The 15,707-nt window shown below is 66.9% G+C and carries 14 protein-coding genes and 1 tRNA gene; 6 read left to right on the forward strand and 9 right to left on the reverse strand.

All coding sequences use genetic code 11. The features are described 5' to 3' along the window. Positions 1–229: 229 nt before the first annotated feature. Genes ACFPOB_RS05555 through ACFPOB_RS05570 form a run of 4 tightly spaced genes read left to right on the forward strand, consistent with a single transcriptional unit; the run spans position 230 to position 4,167 of the window. Positions 230–1,123: a MurR/RpiR family transcriptional regulator gene (locus ACFPOB_RS05555; RefSeq protein WP_377796555.1), complete on the forward strand. Its 894-nt coding sequence runs from the start codon at positions 230–232 to the stop codon at positions 1,121–1,123. Beyond that, a complete protein-coding gene (locus tag ACFPOB_RS05560; RefSeq protein ID WP_377796557.1) occupies positions 1,120–2,457 on the forward strand; it encodes an aspartate aminotransferase family protein in 1,338 nt (445 codons plus the stop codon). The genes ACFPOB_RS05555 and ACFPOB_RS05560 overlap by 4 nt, the downstream gene beginning before the upstream one ends. A gap of 58 nt (positions 2,458–2,515) precedes the next feature. Then, positions 2,516–3,538: an amino acid ABC transporter substrate-binding protein gene (locus ACFPOB_RS05565; protein ID WP_377796559.1), complete on the forward strand. Its 1,023-nt coding sequence runs from the start codon at positions 2,516–2,518 to the stop codon at positions 3,536–3,538. Further along, positions 3,538–4,167, forward strand: coding sequence for an aspartate/glutamate racemase family protein (locus tag ACFPOB_RS05570; protein ID WP_377796561.1), 630 nt, complete (start codon positions 3,538–3,540; stop codon positions 4,165–4,167). Before ACFPOB_RS05565 ends, ACFPOB_RS05570 begins: the two co-directional genes overlap by 1 nt. A gap of 57 nt (positions 4,168–4,224) precedes the next feature. Here ACFPOB_RS05570 and infC read toward each other — a convergent pair whose 3' ends face one another. Together infC and ACFPOB_RS05580 are read right to left on the reverse strand one after the other, a co-directional pair. After that, positions 4,225–4,767, reverse strand: coding sequence for a translation initiation factor IF-3 (infC, locus tag ACFPOB_RS05575; protein WP_377796804.1), 543 nt, complete (start codon positions 4,765–4,767; stop codon positions 4,225–4,227). A gap of 87 nt (positions 4,768–4,854) precedes the next feature. After that, positions 4,855–6,078 carry a glycosyltransferase gene (locus ACFPOB_RS05580; RefSeq protein WP_377796562.1) on the reverse strand — a complete coding sequence of 408 codons (1,224 nt, stop codon included), beginning with the start codon at positions 6,076–6,078 and terminating at the stop codon, positions 4,855–4,857. A gap of 127 nt (positions 6,079–6,205) precedes the next feature. Here ACFPOB_RS05580 and ACFPOB_RS05585 point away from each other — a divergent pair, with 127 nt between their 5' ends. Then, entirely contained in the window at positions 6,206–6,988 is a 783-nt protein-coding gene (locus ACFPOB_RS05585; protein WP_377796805.1) for an alpha/beta hydrolase, read from the forward strand. A 10-nt stretch (positions 6,989–6,998) separates the two neighbouring features. Here the strand turns inward: ACFPOB_RS05585 and ACFPOB_RS05590 are convergent, their stop codons facing one another. The 7 genes from ACFPOB_RS05590 to ACFPOB_RS05620 form a co-directional block, all read right to left on the reverse strand. After that, positions 6,999–7,253, reverse strand: coding sequence for a BQ00720 family protein (locus ACFPOB_RS05590; RefSeq protein WP_377796565.1), 255 nt, complete (start codon positions 7,251–7,253; stop codon positions 6,999–7,001). A gap of 107 nt (positions 7,254–7,360) precedes the next feature. Beyond that, complete coding sequence (locus ACFPOB_RS05595; RefSeq protein WP_377796567.1) at positions 7,361–7,789, reverse strand: Hsp20 family protein; 429 nt, start codon at positions 7,787–7,789, stop codon at positions 7,361–7,363. Between the two features lie 178 nt (positions 7,790–7,967). After that, positions 7,968–8,372, reverse strand: a complete 405-nt coding sequence (locus ACFPOB_RS05600; RefSeq protein WP_377796569.1) for a RidA family protein — start codon at positions 8,370–8,372, stop codon at positions 7,968–7,970. Positions 8,373–8,565: 193 nt separating this feature from the next. After that, the gene (locus ACFPOB_RS05605) at positions 8,566–10,398 is read right to left on the reverse strand and encodes a methyl-accepting chemotaxis protein (protein ID WP_377796571.1); all 1,833 of its coding nucleotides are present in this window, start codon (positions 10,396–10,398) and stop codon (positions 8,566–8,568) included. Positions 10,399–10,732: 334 nt separating this feature from the next. Then, a tRNA-His gene (locus ACFPOB_RS05610) sits at positions 10,733–10,809 on the reverse strand. Between the two features lie 125 nt (positions 10,810–10,934). Then, the gene (locus ACFPOB_RS05615) at positions 10,935–11,834 is read right to left on the reverse strand and encodes a hypothetical protein (RefSeq protein WP_377796574.1); all 900 of its coding nucleotides are present in this window, start codon (positions 11,832–11,834) and stop codon (positions 10,935–10,937) included. A 158-nt stretch (positions 11,835–11,992) separates the two neighbouring features. Beyond that, the gene (locus tag ACFPOB_RS05620; protein WP_377796575.1) at positions 11,993–12,388 is read right to left on the reverse strand and encodes a phasin; all 396 of its coding nucleotides are present in this window, start codon (positions 12,386–12,388) and stop codon (positions 11,993–11,995) included. Between the two features lie 259 nt (positions 12,389–12,647). Between ACFPOB_RS05620 and ACFPOB_RS05625 the strand changes: the two genes are divergently transcribed. Further along, positions 12,648–15,635 (forward strand): ATP-binding protein, encoded by a 2,988-nt coding sequence (locus tag ACFPOB_RS05625; protein ID WP_377796577.1) that lies wholly within the window; start codon positions 12,648–12,650, stop codon positions 15,633–15,635. The last annotated feature ends 72 nt before the right edge of the window (positions 15,636–15,707 follow it).

Genomic DNA, 15,707 nt, shown 5'->3' on the forward strand with positions numbered 1-15,707 from the left:
CAACCCTCATCCTGAGAAGCGATCGCAGATCGCGTCTCGAAGGATGCTCCAGATAGCTCAGGAGCCTCCTGAAGCATCCTTCGAGACGGCCGCTAACGCGGCCTCCTCAGGATGAGGGCTGTAGGCGGCAAAGTGGCCCCGCGCTTCTCATGCATAAAACAAATGTTTCATATTATCAAAATCAGAGATTCTGTTTCACATTCCGATTTGCCCTGCTAAGGTCCGGCGCATGGACAAGCCCGGCCTGACGGCGAGCCTCACCGAGAGCTTCGAGCACTTGCCGCAGCAATTGCAGGCGGCGGCGCGCTGGGTGCTCGACCATCCAGCCGATGTCGCGCTGCTGACGACACGCGAGCAGGCCAAGCGCGCCGGCCTGTCACCGGCCACCCTCACCCGACTGGCGCAGCGCTTCGGCCTCAAGGGCTATGACGAGCTCCGCGCCGTCCATGCGGCGGCGCTCCGGCGGCGTCCGGAGGGCTTTGCCGGCCGGGCCGGCGAATTGATGCAGCGCCATGGCGAGGAAGGCCCGAGCGCGATCGCGCAGGACATGTTCGCGGCGCTGGCCGAGCATCTGAAAGCGCTGCGCGAGCCACAGGCACTCGCCCGCTTCGAGCAGGCCGCCGACTTGCTGAGCGAGGCGCAGACGGTGTTCTGCTTCGGCCTGCGCTCGACCTTTCCGGCCGCCTTCATGCTCGACTACATCCGCGATCTGATCGGAGCGAGCTCCGTGCTGGCCGACGGCGCGGGCGGGCGCGGCATCGATGCGCTGCGCCGGATCGGCCCGGGCGATGCGCTCTTCGCCGTCTCGGTCGCGCCTTATACCCGCCAGACCGTGCAAGCGGCCGAGATGGCGCTGGAGCGCGGCGCAAAAGTCGTCGCGCTGACCGACAGTGCGCTTTCGCCGCTCGCCGCCATTGCCGACGTGGCGCTGCTGGTCAGGACCGAGACGCCTTCCTTTTTCCACACGATGACACCGGCCTTCGCCGCGGTCGAATGCCTGGCGGCGCTGATGACGGCGCGCAAGGGCAAGGCCGCGCTCGACGCGATCGCCCGCCACGAGGCTGCACTCGACGCGGCCGGCACCTTCCTCACTCCCCGATCCACCAGGCGAGGCCATCGATGAGCCACATCCTGCATCGCATGCTGAGCAAGACCTATCCGACCGCGGCCGGCGGCGAGGGCATGGTGCTGCGCGACCGCGACGGGCGCGAGCATATCGATGCTTCGGGCGGCGCCGCCGTCTCCTGCCTCGGCCATGGCCATCCCGACGTGCTGGCGGCGATGCATGCGCAGATCGACAAGCTCGCCTACGCCCATACCAGCTTCTTCACCACCGACGCAGCCGAGGAGCTCGCCGACCATCTGATCGCGCGGGCGCCCGCTGGGATGGAAAGTGTCTACTTCTGCAGCTCGGGCTCTGAGGCGATCGAGGCCTGCCTGAAGCTGGCCCGGCATTATTTCGTCGAGAAGGGTGAGACGCGGCGCGTCAACTTCATCTCGCGCCGGCAGAGCTATCACGGCATCACGCTGGGGGCGCTCTCGGTCGGCGGGCGGATGAAGGACCGTGCGCCGTTCGAGCAGATGCTGATGCAGGGCCATCACATCTCGCCCTGCTACGAATACCGTGGCCGCCGAGCCGACGAGACCAGCGAGGAATACGGGCTTCGCGTCGCCGACGAGCTCGAAGCCAAGATCCTGGAGCTTGGGCCGGAGACGGTCTGCGCCTTCGTTGCGGAGACCGTGGTTGGCGCGACGCTCGGCGCGGTACCGGCCGCGCTCGGCTATTTCAAGCGCATCCGCGAGATCTGCGACCGGCATTGCGTGCTCCTGATCCTCGACGAGGTGATGAGTGGCATGGGCCGCACCGGCACGCTGCATGCCTGCGAGCAGGAGGGCATCGCGCCCGATCTGATGGCGATCGCCAAGGGGCTCGGCGGCGGCTATGCGCCGATCGGCGCGATGCTGGCTTCGAAGCGGGTCGTCGAGGCAGTCCGTCAGGGCTCGGGCGTCTTCCCGCACAGCCAGACCTATGTCGGCCATCCCCTCGCCTGCGCCACCGCGCTCGCGGTGCAGCAGGTGATCGAGCGTGACGACCTGCTCGCCAATGTCCGCAGGCAAGGAGCGCGGTTGGAGCAGCGGCTGCGCGAGCGCTTCGGCAATCACCACCATGTCGGCGACATCCGCGGGCGCGGCCATTTCTGGGGCGTCGAGATCGTGGCCGACCGCTCGACCAAGACGCCCTTCGACCCGGCGCTCAGGCTCAACGCCAGGATCAAGCAGGCGGCGCAGGAGCGCGGCCTCCTGATCTACCCGATGGGCGGCACCGCCGACGGCACCGCCGGCGACCATGTCCTGCTGGCGCCGCCCTTCATCATCGATGCCGCGACCGTCGACACCATCGTCGAGCGGCTGGGCGACGCGCTCGATGCGAGTTTGGCGTCGGCCCGCCCGGCCTGAGACTCAACCAGGATCCGGGCCGACAAGAGCCCGGTGCTTCCACAACAGGGGAACGATCATGAAACGACTGAAACATTTGGCTTTTGCCGGGCTCGCTGCGCTCGCCTTCGCCGGCGCTGCTGCCGCCCAGACGAGCACGCTCGACCGGGTCAAGGCCCGCGGCGAACTGATCTGCGGCAACCATATCGCCCTGCCCGGCTTTGGCATCCAGGGGCCGGACGGGCGCTGGGACGGGCTCGACATCGATCTCTGCCGCGCCGTCGCTGCCGCGATCTTCAACGACCCGAACAAGGTCAAGTTCGTGCCGACGACGCCGCAGATGCGCTTCGTCGTGGTCCAGTCCGGCGAGGTCGACATGCTCGCCCGCAACGCGACCTATACGATGTCGCGCGACACCTCGGCCGGCATGTCCTGGCCGATCATCAACTATTTCGACGGCCAGGGATTCATGGTGCGCAAATCGCTGGGAGTGACCGAGGCGAAGGGGCTCGACGGCGCCTCGATCTGCGTGACGCAGGGCACGACGACCGAGCTCAACCTCGCCGACTTCTTCCGCGCCAACAAGCTGAAATACGAGATCATCGGCTTCGCCACCAACGAGGAGGGCGTGAAGGCACTGGAGGCCGGGCGCTGCGACGCGTTCACCACCGACAGCTCGGGCCTCGCCGCCGAACGCCTGAAATTCTCCAAGCCCGACGATTTCGTCATCCTGCCGACGTTGATCTCGCGCGAGCCGCTCGGCCCGGCGGTGAAGCGCGGCGACGAGAGCTGGGTCGCGCTGGTGAAATGGGTGCATTACGCCATGCTCAACGCCGAGGAGCTCGGCGTGACCAAGGCCAATGTCGACGAGCAGCTGAAATCGGGCAATCCCGAGGTCAAGCGCCTGCTCGGCGTCGAGGGCAAGTTCGGCGAAGGCCTCGGCCTGAGCAATGACTGGGCCTACCGTATCATCAAGCACATCGGCAATTACGGCGAGAGCTTCGAGCGCAATGTCGGTGGGGGATCGAAGCTGCAGTTGAAGCGGGGGCTGAACGACCTCGCCTCCAAGGGCGGGCTGCAATACCCGCATCCCATTCGCTGATGCGGATCGCGCTGATCCATGCGCTGCGCCATTCGCCGCCTCCAATCGAGGCGGCGTTCGCGCGGCTGTGGCCCGAGGCCACGCTGATGAACCTGCTCGACGACAGCCTCTCGGCCGATCTTTCCCGCGACGGGCGGATCACCGAGGCGATGACCGGGCGCTTCCTCAGCCTCGCCAGCTATGCGCGGGCCACCGGCGCCGACGGCATCCTCTTCACCTGCTCGGCCTTCGGCCCCTGCATCGAGGCGGTGCAGCGCGCGCTTTCCCCCCTCCCGGTGCTGAAACCGAACGAGGCGATGATCGAGGAAGCCATGGCGATCGGCGGCCGGATCGGCCTGCTCGCCAGCTTCGGACCGACGCTGCAATCGATGCCGCCGGAGTTCCCGGCGTCGCTGACGGTCACGCCGCAGCTGGCGAAAGGCGCCCTCGCCGCGCTCGACCGCGGCGACGGAGCCGAGCACGACCGGCTGGCGGCGTCGGCGGCACGCAATCTGGCCGATTGCGACGCGATCGCGCTGGCGCAGTTCAGTCTGGCGCGGGCGGCCCCAGCGGTCGCGGACGCGACGGGTAAGCCGGTGCTGACAACGCCGGACAGCGCGGTCCGCAAGTTGAAGCGCCTGCTGGGCTGAACGAAAAAGGGCGCACCGGCAGTGCGCCCTTTTTCACGTCTTCATGCCATCCTCGCCTTACCTCGGCGCGAGCACCATGACCATCTGGCGGCCTTCGAGCTGCCAGTCGCTCTCGACCTTGGCGACGTCGACCGTATCGGCCTTGACGCGCTCCAGCACCTTCACGCCGAGGTCCTGGTGCGCCATCTCGCGGCCGCGGAAGCGCAGGGTGACCTTCACCTTGTCGCCTTCCTCGAAGAAGCCGTGCATCGCCTTCATCTTCACGTCGTAGTCGTGCTTGTCGATGCCGGGACGAAGCTTGATTTCCTTGATCTCGATGGTGCGCTGCTTCTTGCGCGCCTCCGACGCCTTCTTCTGCTCGAGAAAGCGGAAGCGGCCATAATCGAGAATTTTGCAGACAGGCGGCACAGAATTGGGGGCGATCTCGACCAGGTCGAGTCCGGCATCCTCGGCAATCTTGAGCGCCTCGAAGAACGACACCACGCCACGGTTGGCGCCGGTATCGTCGATGAGCTGGACGTCGCGGACGCCACGAATGTCACGGTTGGCGCGAGGACCGTCCTTGACGGGGGCTGGTGCGGCACGGAAGGGACGACGAATGGCTTTATTCTCCTGTGAATGGCGCGCATCGCGCCGTTGGTGAGACACATTGCACAACGTGAAGCGTTGTCAATGGATCAGACGATTTCAGCGCCCCAGCAGGGCGCAATAGACATCGAGTGTGTCGTTGACCATCGAGGCCAGCGAGAAATGGCGCTCGACATGCAGGCGGGCCCGTCGCGCCAGCGCGTCGCGGGCGGAGGGCCGCAGCGCGAGCGCCTCGCGCAGGGCCTCGGCAAGCGCCGCCGCATCGTCGGGCGGCACGTGCCAGCCGGAGCGTTCCTGCGGCGCGACCTGGGGCGGTGCCAGCACCGTTTCCGGTACGGCGCCGAGGTTGGACACGACGACCGGCGTGCCCATGGCCTGAGCCTCGACGGCGACACGGCCGAAGGCCTCCGGCTCGGTCGAGGGCACTGCGACGACCGCAGCCGCCAGAAAGGCGGCCGGCATGTCCGAGCAATGGCCGACGCGGCGGACCCGGCCTTCGAGCTTGCCCTTGGCGATGGCATCGTCGAGCTCGCGCACATAGCCGTCGCGCCCCTGCGCATCGCCGGCGAGAATGAAGGCGGTCTCGCTGTCGCCTGCGTCGCGGAGCTGGCGCGCCGCTTCGATCAGCACCTTCTGCCCCTTCCAGCCGGTGAGTCGGCCAGGCAGCAGCACGATGCGCTGATGCGGCTCGACGCCCCAGGCGCTGCGCAGGGCGCTGATCCGCTCCGGACTGACCGCCGACGGTGCGAAGGCCGAGAAGTCGGTGCCGCGGTGGACGACGCGGATGCGGTCGCGGGCGAAGGGATGGCGGGCCCGAATCAGGTCGGCGGTGTAGCCGGAATTGGCGATGACGACGTCGCTGCGCGCCATCACCGAATTGTACAGGTTCTTCACCGTCGAGCGGGCGTTGTAGGAGCCGTGATAGGTTGTCACGAAAGGCAGCTTCAGAGCCCGCGTCGCCGCCAGCGCGACCCAGGCCGGCGCCCGCGAGCGGGCATGCACGAGATCGACCCGCTCGCGCTTACAGAGCAGCGCGAAGGTGCGCACGTTGAGCAGCATCGAGACCGGGTTTTTGGCCGCGGCCGGGAACGGCAGCCAGATGCCGCCCTTGGCCTGCAGCTCGGCGACGAGCCGCCCGCCCTCGGTCGCGACCAGCGCCCGCGCGCCGACCTCGGTCAGCCCGGCGGCGATGTCGACCGCAGTGCGTTCCGCGCCACCGGCCTCGAGCTCCGGGATGATCTGCAGCACGGTGCGCCCAGCCAGCGGATGCGTCTCGGTCGACGGCAGGGAGAGTTGCGCGCCGGAACGCAGGGAGGTGTTCACTGCTCGAAAGGGCCTTCTGCTTGGCGACTCGCCGATGCTATCGGGTTCGTGATGATCACTAAATCGGGCGGGATTGCAGCACGCGATCCCTGCTTTCGCCCGGTTCACCACAGGAGAGAATAGGGTGATGAGGCCGCAGCCGCAATTTCTGAGCGTCGGCACCGGTAGCGAACGCCGCGATGTCGCGGTGCTGGCGCAGGCCGGCAAGGGCCCGCCGGTGGTCTGGCTCGGCGGCCTGCGCTCGGACATGCGCGCGACCAAGGCCGAGGCGCTGGCCGCCTGGGCCGAGCGCACCGGGCGCGCCTTGATCCGCTTCGACTATGCCGGCCATGGCGAATCGAGCGGTGAGTTCGCGCAGTGGACGATGTCGCAGTGGATCGAGGATGCCCAGGCTGTCCTCGCCGCCCATACGCAAGGTCCTGCCGTCCTGGTCGGCTCGTCCATGGGCGGCTGGGTCGCGCTGCTGACGACGCTTAAGCTGCGCAAGACGGCGCCACACTTGCAGCCGGCCGGCCTCGTGCTGATCGCGCCGGCCGTCGATTTCACCGAAGAACTGATGTGGGCGCAGATGCCGGAAGCGATCCGCGAGACGATCACCCGGGAGGGCGTCTGGCAGCGGCCGTCGGAATACTCGCCGGAGCCGATGCCGATCACGCGGGCGCTGATCGAGGACGGCAGACGCCATCTCATGCTCGGGCATCCGATCGAAACCGGCTGCCCCGTCCATATCCTGCAGGGAATGAAGGATCCCGACGTGCCCTATGGCCAGGCGCTGAAGCTGGTCGAGCATCTGCCGCACGATCCGGTCGTGCTGACCCTGATCAAGGACGGCGACCATCGCCTGTCGACGCCGGAGGACATCGCGCGCCTCGTTGCCGCCGTCGAGGGCATCGCGCCCACGACGGCATAGACAGCTCGCGTCAGTGCAGGCTGACCATCCGGAGATCGTGCTCCCAGGCGTTGGCCGTCGCGGCCTCGCGGGAATCGGTCACCAGGATCGGCGCGCCGTCGGCTGCGAGCAGCGCGAAGAGCTGCAGGCCGGGCTCGATCTCGGGCGCCTGCGGAAAGATGCGGGCCAGCTCATCCGACATGATCGGCTTGAGATAGGCGACCTGGCCGTTGCCGAGGGCGGCAAATTCGGCCGTGGTCAGGGGAGAGGTTCTTGTCTCAGTCATCGCGCCCTCCTTCAGAGCAGTGCGAGGCGGTTTGATTGTGACTCCTGATCATGAACGGAAGGCAAACCGCATGCCCTTCGTAAAGACCTTCTGTAGCTCTTAGGGGGCTAGTCGCGGCTCATGATATCGATACGCCGGACGAGCCGTTCCGGTTCCGGACGGGCCAAATCAATCGCAAGCAGCCCGTTCGAGAGATCAGCGCCCAGGACCTGCATGCCGTCGGCGAGCAGGAAGGAGCGCTGGAACTGCCGCGCGGCGATGCCGCGATGCAGGAAATGGCGCGTCTTGTCGTCGATCTGCCGGCCGCGGATGGTGAGCTGGTTCTCTTCCAGCGTGATCTCGAGCTGGTCGCGCGAGAACCCGGCCACCGCAAGCGTGATCCTGAGCTTGTCAGGCTCTTCCTCCGTGCGCGGCATGCGCTCGATATTATAGGGCGGATAACCATCGCCGGCGCCTTTGGCGACACGGTCGAGCGCCCGCTCGATATCGTCGAAGCCGAGCAGGAAGGGATGCGACAGGCTAGGCGGACGCGTCATCACGAAGCCCTTGAAAAGGCGCCTCTGGAACTATCGGAGCCCGCTTGCGCAGCACCCCGCACGCGAAAGGCGAACCCAACCGCGTGAGTGGGATATGGCGAGTGGCGCAGCCTGCCGCAAGTCCCAGCGGTAAGGTGCGGAGCCCGCCCCTGTGGGGAATAGGACAGGTCGCGATACGTCAATCGAGCGCCGCGATCGCCTCGATCTCGATCAGCAAGCGCGGATCGACGAGCGCTGTGACGCCAACCATTGTGCTTGCCGGAAAGGGGCCGTCGCCGAGATACTTCATCCGCACCTTGCGCACGGCGACCGCCTTCTCGGTCGAGAGGTCGACGACATAAGTCACCAGCTTGAACACCTTGGTAAAGTCGGTCCCGGCAGCGGCCAATGCCGCGGCGAGATTGGCGTAGACCTGCTCGGCCTGGGCGGCGATGTCGCCCTCCCCGACCACCTTGCCCATCGCGTCATAAGCGACTTGGCCGGAAACATGAATCTGCCGCTCCGCCTTGACGATCGCGACATGCGAATAGCCGGTCGGCGGCGAGAGCGAGGCGGGATTGAGGAGATCGATCTTGCTGGGCATGGCGGGCTCCCTAGGCACGCGACTCGTCGCCGCGCGATCCGGCCGCAAGCTAGAGGCTGCGGGGCAGCATGTGCAAATGCCCGGAGGCGGCACGACCGGACCAGGGCGCGCTGTCGCCAGCGCGCCCTGGGAGCCCGACACAGTCAGAAGTCGGTTGCGCTCGCCCAATCTGCCGGCGCGTGCAGTCGCCGGCTTAGAACTCTTCCCAGCCCGCCGCAGAGCCATTGGCGACCCGGCGTTGACTTGAACCTGCCTGACGGGACACCGGGGCTGAGGCCGGGCGCGCCATTTGGGCGGCTGCTTGCCGCAACTGAGCCACGCCTTCGACCGTGCGATCGCCTTTCGTCGCTGCGCCCGGGACGCGGAAGCCGCCGACGAGCCCCTGCAGCGAGTCGGTTGCCAATTGCAGCTCGGCGGCGACGCTCGCGCTCTGATCGGCCATCGACGAATTGCGCTGGGTCATCTCGTCCATATGGGCGACAACCTTCGCCACTTCCTCGATCCCGTTCGCCTGCTCGCGCGAGGCACTCTTGATCTCGTCCAACGCGGCAGAGACGCTGGTCGAAGAGGTGACGATCTCGCCCAGCGCCGATCCCGCCTGCTGGACGAGCCTGACGCCGCCTGCGACCTCGGCAGTGGAGTTGGTGATCAGCTTCTTGATGTCGTTGGCCGCTTCGCTGGAGCGTTGGGCCAGCGTACGCACCTCCGATGCGACGACTGCGAAGCCCTTGCCGGCATCACCTGCCCTCGCCGCCTCGACCGCGGCGTTCAAGGCGAGCAGATTGGTCTGGAAAGCGATGTCGTCGATGACGCGAATGATCTTGCCGATATCGTCGGAAGCCTTCTCAATCCGCTCCATCGCGATGACCGCATCACTCACGATGGCTCCGCCCCGGTTGGCGACGCCATTGGCCGCAGTGCCGAGCTCAGCCGCTTCGCGGGCGCGCTCGAAGCTCTGCTTCACGGAAGCGGCGAGTTCCTCCGTGGTGGCGGCAGTCTCTTCGAGGGACGCGGCCTGCTCTTCCGTGCGCTGAGCAAGATCTTTGCTGTCCGAGCCAATTCGACGCGATCCGGCAGAGATGCGCTCGGAAATTCCGGTAACCGTCTGAATCACGTTCGAGAACGTATCCAGCAGCTCGTTGATGCCGTTGCACAGTTCCCCGATCTCTCCGGACTTGCCGTCCCGCGGCACGCGCTGCGTCAAATCCTTCGCCTGCGTGGCCACGATGACGGAGCGCGTCTGCTCCACCGCTGTCTCGAGCGCCGCGGTGGCGAGCTTGCTGGCCGTGATATCAGTGGCGTATTTGACGACCTTGTAGGGCTTACCCAGCGAATCGAGGATCGGGTTGTAGCTCGCCTGAATCCAGACCTTGCGGCCGCCCTTGCCGATCCGCAGATACTGGTTCTCGTCGTATTCGCCGCATGCGAGCTTTTGCCAGAACCGGACGTAAGCCTCGGTGTCGCGCTCGAACGGCTGCACGAACATCGAATGGTGCTGTCCCTTGACTTCACCGATCGTATAGCCCAGCGCCCTCAGGAAATTCTCGTTGGCGTCGAGAACCTTGCCCGTCAGATCGAACTCGATCACCGCCTGCGCCTTCCTGATCGCCGCGAGCTGACCTTCGGCATTCGACACCGCTTCCTTGATGTCAGTGATGTCGTTGGCGTACTTGATCACCTTGAACGGCCGCTTGCCGTCGGTTCCGCAGATCGGCGTGTAAGTCGCCTGGAGCCAGACCCGCTTGCCGCTCTTGGCGACGCGCGCGAACTGCGCCTGGAACGCCTTGCCCACGCTGAGGTCCTGCCAGAAGCTGCGATAGGCTTCCGTGGCCCTCTCCTCGGGCGGCACGAACATGGAATGATGCTGCCCGATGACCTCGGAGCGGTGGTAGCCGACGGCCTGCAGGAACAGATCGTTTGCCTCGATGATCTTGCCGTCGAGATCAAATTCGATGACGGCCTGCCAACGTCGAATCGACGCTGCCTCGGCGATTGCTTGTGCCCCGCTATTCTTGAAAAGATTCATTTAGGCCGCCCCTGGACCGCGAAGTTAATGCCGCAACGTCAATCACGTTTAATGAAGATCGTTAGCAAAGCATTACGCGGAACGGGGCCGAGGCTCGCGCCCAGAGCTTTTGCGTTTCTCTGGATATTATCAAGTACAACAATCTACTATAGGTTGTACTCGGGATTGATGGAGCCAATCCCAGCTGCCCGGGCCGACGCCGCATATTTCGTGGAGGATGGCGGAAGCCATGAGCGAGGCCATGGCAATCGAGCGGCCGGCCGGCCACCCTCGGACGCGACCGGGTCGGAACGACGCCGGTCCGATTCAGAACGACAATCCGGTTATATCGCGATGGTACAGCCACCCCGGCTTGAACGGGGGACCTCTAGATCCACAATCTAGCGCTCTAACCAACTGAGCTATGGCTGCACGGCTCGCGCCGATGTCGCGACCTTGGTACCGGTCCCGCGACGGCGCGGAACCTAGTGCCACGCCCCGCCGAATGCAACGGCAAATACGGGCCGGCGCGTAGAAAACCGCGCCGGCTCGCAAAATCAGCGGCGCGGCATCTCCTGGCGGGCCGTCGCGGCGAGATCGCCGAGATGGGCGGCGAAGGATTCGTAGCTGCGACGGAAAGCCTTGGCCTGGAGCGCGACGGCGTCGGCGGCGCTCTGCGTGCGCGCCAGCGTCTCGACCTCGCCGAGCGTCGCCTTCAGCTCGGCGCAGGCATGGTCGAGCACCTTGGCCTGGACGGCGCCAAAGGCACGCGTCAGTGCCAGGGTCGGCTCGAGCCAAGCCGCCGAGAAGCTGGGGACGGCAAACGGCTTCGGCGCCGCGACAGGCTTGGCGGCAAACGGCACAGCAACAACAGGCGTCACGACCGGCTTGGGAGCCTCGGCGAGCTTGACTGGAGCGGGAGCAGGCTTCGCCTTGGCGGCGGCAGCCGGCTCGACCTTTGCGGCGGCAATCTTGGCCTCGACCCGCGCGGCAGCGGGCTTCGCGGCGGCGGCCTTGGGGGTTTCGATCTTCGCGGCCGGAGCTGCGACCTTGGCGGCCGGCTTGGCGATCTTCGTCTTCTGCGCAGCGACCCGCTTGGCCGGTTCGACAGCGATCTTAGCGGCGGGCTTCGCTGCAGGCGCGGTGACGATGGCAGGCTTCACCACCACCGGCTGAGCGACAGCCTGCTTGGCGGCCGACGGCACGGAAACGGCAGGCTTGGGGGCAACCACGGCGGCAGCGGGCTTGGCCTCGACCTTGGCGACCGGAGCAGCAGCGATCTGGGCGTCAACGGGCTTCACTTGAGCGACGGGCTTGGCGTCTACGGGCTTGGCGTCCACGGGCTTGGCCTCGGGAGCTTTGGCGGGCGCGGCGCCTGCGGCCGGCTGCGGCTCGCTCAGCGCCTTGACCGGCGCGAGGCTGATCGGCGCCTTGCCGGGGATAGTCTGCTTAGCCATCGGATCTCTCCTTCACGGTTCCGGCAGGCGAACCTGCGCGATCGACGAAACCGGGCGCGAGCAGGTTCCGAGGGGGCGTTTTCACCCGTCACGGAGCCATGGCGCGGCCCGGCCTCTTAGTCGTGAAAGCCCGCTCGGCGCCCGGGGCGCTCAAGGCCTCACTTCAGCTTGGTCGCCTTGGCGGCGGTCTCGGCGGCCTTCTTGGCGGCGTCCTGCACGCTGGTGCCGACATCCTTGAGCTGCGCCTGCAGCGCGGCCATCTGGGCCTTGAGGAACTCGGACTGGTGCTGGAGCACCTCGTTCATGTCCTTGGACTTGACCAGCTTGTCGGCGAGATCGAACGCGGCGGCGATGTTGTTCTCGGCGTAGGACATCGCCTTCTTGGTCATGTCCTGAACGTTGACGCGGGCCGATTCGGCCGAGCCGTGGGCGCTGTCGACAGCCTTCTGGGCGGCACCGATGAAACCGTCGAAAGCCTTGCGGGCCTGATCAACGCTCTTCTCGGCGAATTCGCGCATTTCGGTGGGAACTTCGTAGGGAAGCTTGCCGTCCATGGTGGTCCTCCTGCGACCGGGCCCAGCGCGCTCGTCGCCGTCTCCGACGTCACGCCGCAATTGTGCACTGCAATATCATTATTGCAGTGCAATGACAACGCCGCTCCGGCGAAGGAGGGCGTCGGCTATATTAACGCTGTTTGGAAACGTCAGGGGAGAGGCCGGGTTCCCACATGGATTCACGCTCCTCGCGCGGTTATTAAAGATTTGTTAGGCATATTCGCGCGGGCTGGAGTCGCCAGCAGATGAGCGGAGCGGGATGAGCGAATCCGGACAGGTTTGGGACGGCCTTGCCGGCGCGCTGGCGCAGGATCCTGCACTCGCGGGCTTCGCCGGCGAAGGCGCGCTGCTGCTCTGGCCCGCCGGCGGCGATGCGCCAGCGTTCGCCAACGCCGGCGGCCGGGCCTTGCTCGACGCCTTCGGCGGCGCGGCGAAGCTGCCCGCGGCGACGCGCGAACGCCTGCGGCTGCTCGCGGCCGGACTCGCCTCGCCCACCGCGCTCAGGCTCGAACGATTGCGGCTCGGCGCATCCCTGGCCGGGCTGGTGACCTGCGGCTGCAAGCGCATCGAAACCGAGGCCGGCCCGGCGCTGGCCGTCGGTGTCACCGCTTCGGAGCTGCGGCGCCTTGGCATCACCGTGCCGAAGGAAGAGACGCGCACGCCTGTCGCGCGAGCCGATGTCCCTCCAAGTGTAGTGGCACCGGCCGCAACGGAAGCGAAACCGGAGACCGAATCACCCGGGCAGCTACGCCGCCCCAACCTGCGCTTCCTCTGGGAAAGCGATCTGGATGGGACGCTGGTCAGCCTGTCGCAGGACTTTGCCGCGCTGGTCGGCGAAACCGCGGCGAACGCAACGCAAGGACGCAGCTGGTTCGCCCTGCTGGCGAGCGACGTCATCGATCTCGACGGCGACCTGGCGACGCGCCTCGCGACATCTTCGACCTGGAGCAACTGCGCCGTGCTGTGGCGGGTCCGCCCCGGTGAAGGCGCCCGCGTCGAACTTTCGGGCTTTCCGCTGTTCGATGGCGAGCGCAATCCCGCCGGCTTCCGCGGCTTCGGCCTCGTGCGCTCGCCCGAGAACGAAGACTTTCCAGAACGGGAGGCCACGCAGGAGGATATTGTTTCGACCGCTCCAGCGGTCGAGGCTCCCGAGATCGAGCCCCCAGAAGCCATTGCCACGGAAGAGCCGGCGCCCGAGCGCGCTCCGGACAGCATTGTCGAAGCCGCGCCCCTCGCCCAAGCCGAGGCCGAAAGCGATGAGCACGAGGCTGGGGCGGATGCCCCAGAGCCTCCTCAGCCGATAGAAGCTCGAGCGGCTGATCCCGAGCCCGCGGCTTCCGATGCCGAGTCCGCGACGACACAAGCCGAAAACGGGGGCGATGCACCGGAGGCCAGCGAGCCACCACAACCGCCTCCCGCAGGGCCGCCGGCCAATGTCGTGCCGTTACGCAACGGCCATCTGGCCGCGGTGCGCCCGGTGCTGGAGCCGTCCAAGACCTTGCTGTCCTCGGCCGAACGCAGCGCCTTCCGCGAGATCGCCAAGGCGCTCGGCGCCCGCATCGCCGGCGAGGCGGACGAACCCGGCGAGCCGCGCCTGCCGGCCGCCGCGCCGCTGCGCGTCCGCGACAAGGAAGCCGGTGCCGAGAAGGAGGAGCCCGTCGTCGCTGCTCCGCCGCGACCCACAGCGCCTGAACCGCGCCTACGCGTCGCCAACGCCCATGCCGAGATTCTCGACCGGCTACCGATCGCGGTGCTGGTCAACCGCGACGAAACCGCGCTCTACGCCAACCGCACCTTGCTCGACCTGCTCGACTATGCCGACCTCGACGACCTGACCTCGGCCGGCGGCATCAGCCGACTGATCAAAGGCGCAAGCCGCAGCGCCGGTGGCGCGATGATCCTGGTCGACCGCAAGGGCGGGCTGATCAGCGTCGATGGCCGGCTCTCCAGCGTGAGCTGGCAGGGCGAGCCCGCGACGCTGATGGCCTTCCGCAACACCGTGCCGGGCGGCGATCTCAAGATGCTGACGCCCGAAGAAGCCGAGGAGCAGGAGCTCGCGGCCGAATTCGCGGCGGAAGAGGAAGAGGCTGCCGCCCGCGTCGAGCAGCTGCGGCTGGAGGGGCAGGCGAACGAATCGCGCGTTTCCGAGCTCGCCGCCATGCTCGACACCGCCACCGACGGCGTCGTCACCGTGGACGGGCGCGGGCGCATCCTCGCGCTCAACAAGAGCGCCGAGGCGCTGTTCGGCTACGACCAGCGCGAGGTCGCCGGCGAGCTCTTCACCCTGCTCTTCGCGCCGGAAAGCCATTCGCCGGCGCTCGACTATTTGGATGGGCTGATCGGCGGCGGCGTCGCCTCGCTGATGAACGACGGGCGTGAGGTCGTCGGCCGCGTGCGCCAGGGCGGGCGCATCCCGCTGTTCATGACCATGGGCCGCATCGCCGAGGGGCCGGACAGCAAGTTCTGCGCGGTCCTGCGCGACATCACCGCCTGGAAGAAGACCGAGGGCGAGCTGGTCGAGGCGCGCAAGGCGGCGGAGAAGGCGAGCGCGCAGAAATCCGACGTGCTCGCCAAGATCAGCCACGAGATCAGGACGCCGCTCAACGCTATCATCGGTTTCGCCGAGGTGATGGCCGAAGAGCGCTTCGGCCCGATCGAGAACGAGCGCTACAAGGAATATCTGCGCGACATCCATCAGTCCGGCGGCTACGTCATCAGCCTGGTCAACGACCTGCTCGACCTCGCCAAGATCGAGGCCGGCAAGCTCGACCTCGACTTCGGCAGCGTCAACCTCAACGACATCGCGCTCTCAGCCGTGAACCTGTTGCAGCCGGAAGCGCAGCGCGGCCGCGTCGTGCTGCGCTCGGGGCTCGCGCCGAAGCTGCCGCCGGTCGTCGCCGATGAGCGTTCGCTGCGCCAGATCGTGATCAACCTGCTCTCCAATGCGGTGAAGTTCACCGATGCCGGCGGACAGGTGATCGTCTCGACGGCGCTCGGCGACCAGGGCGAGGCGATCCTGCGGGTCCGCGACACCGGCATCGGCATGGACGACGACGAGATCAAGCTGGCGCTGGAGCCGTTCCGGCAGGTGCCGACGACGCGCCGGTCCGGCGGCACCGGCCTGGGCCTGCCGCTGACCAAGGCGCTGGTCGAAGCCAACCGGGCGGCGCTCTCCATCACCAGCGTCAAGAAGGAAGGCACGCTGGTCGAGGTCACCTTCCCACCGCAGCGAGTGCTGGCGAGCTGAACGGCCCAACGCTGTCATTGCGAGCGTAAGCGAAGCAATCCAGGAGGACGTAAGGCGCTGCCGCTGCTGGAT

Source organism: Allobosea eneae (assembly GCF_042657265.1).
Classification (GTDB): Bacteria; Pseudomonadota; Alphaproteobacteria; order Rhizobiales; family Beijerinckiaceae; genus Allobosea; species Allobosea eneae.

Coding starts and splice junctions, on each gene's coding strand:
- ACFPOB_RS05620 (WP_377796575.1), bottom strand. CDS start 12,388: ATGGACGGCAAGCTTCCCTACGAAGTTCCCACCGAAATGCGCGAATTC.
- ACFPOB_RS05560 (WP_377796557.1), top strand. CDS start 1,120: ATGAGCCACATCCTGCATCGCATGCTGAGCAAGACCTATCCGACCGCG.
- ACFPOB_RS05555 (WP_377796555.1), top strand. CDS start 230: ATGGACAAGCCCGGCCTGACGGCGAGCCTCACCGAGAGCTTCGAGCAC.
- ACFPOB_RS05615 (WP_377796574.1), bottom strand. CDS start 11,834: ATGGCTAAGCAGACTATCCCCGGCAAGGCGCCGATCAGCCTCGCGCCG.
- ACFPOB_RS05600 (WP_377796569.1), bottom strand. CDS start 8,372: ATGCCCAGCAAGATCGATCTCCTCAATCCCGCCTCGCTCTCGCCGCCG.
- ACFPOB_RS05625 (WP_377796577.1), top strand. CDS start 12,648: ATGAGCGAATCCGGACAGGTTTGGGACGGCCTTGCCGGCGCGCTGGCG.
- ACFPOB_RS05590 (WP_377796565.1), bottom strand. CDS start 7,253: ATGACTGAGACAAGAACCTCTCCCCTGACCACGGCCGAATTTGCCGCC.
- ACFPOB_RS05595 (WP_377796567.1), bottom strand. CDS start 7,789: ATGACGCGTCCGCCTAGCCTGTCGCATCCCTTCCTGCTCGGCTTCGAC.
- ACFPOB_RS05605 (WP_377796571.1), bottom strand. CDS start 10,398: ATGAATCTTTTCAAGAATAGCGGGGCACAAGCAATCGCCGAGGCAGCG.
- ACFPOB_RS05585 (WP_377796805.1), top strand. CDS start 6,206: ATGAGGCCGCAGCCGCAATTTCTGAGCGTCGGCACCGGTAGCGAACGC.
- ACFPOB_RS05570 (WP_377796561.1), top strand. CDS start 3,538: ATGCGGATCGCGCTGATCCATGCGCTGCGCCATTCGCCGCCTCCAATC.
- ACFPOB_RS05565 (WP_377796559.1), top strand. CDS start 2,516: ATGAAACGACTGAAACATTTGGCTTTTGCCGGGCTCGCTGCGCTCGCC.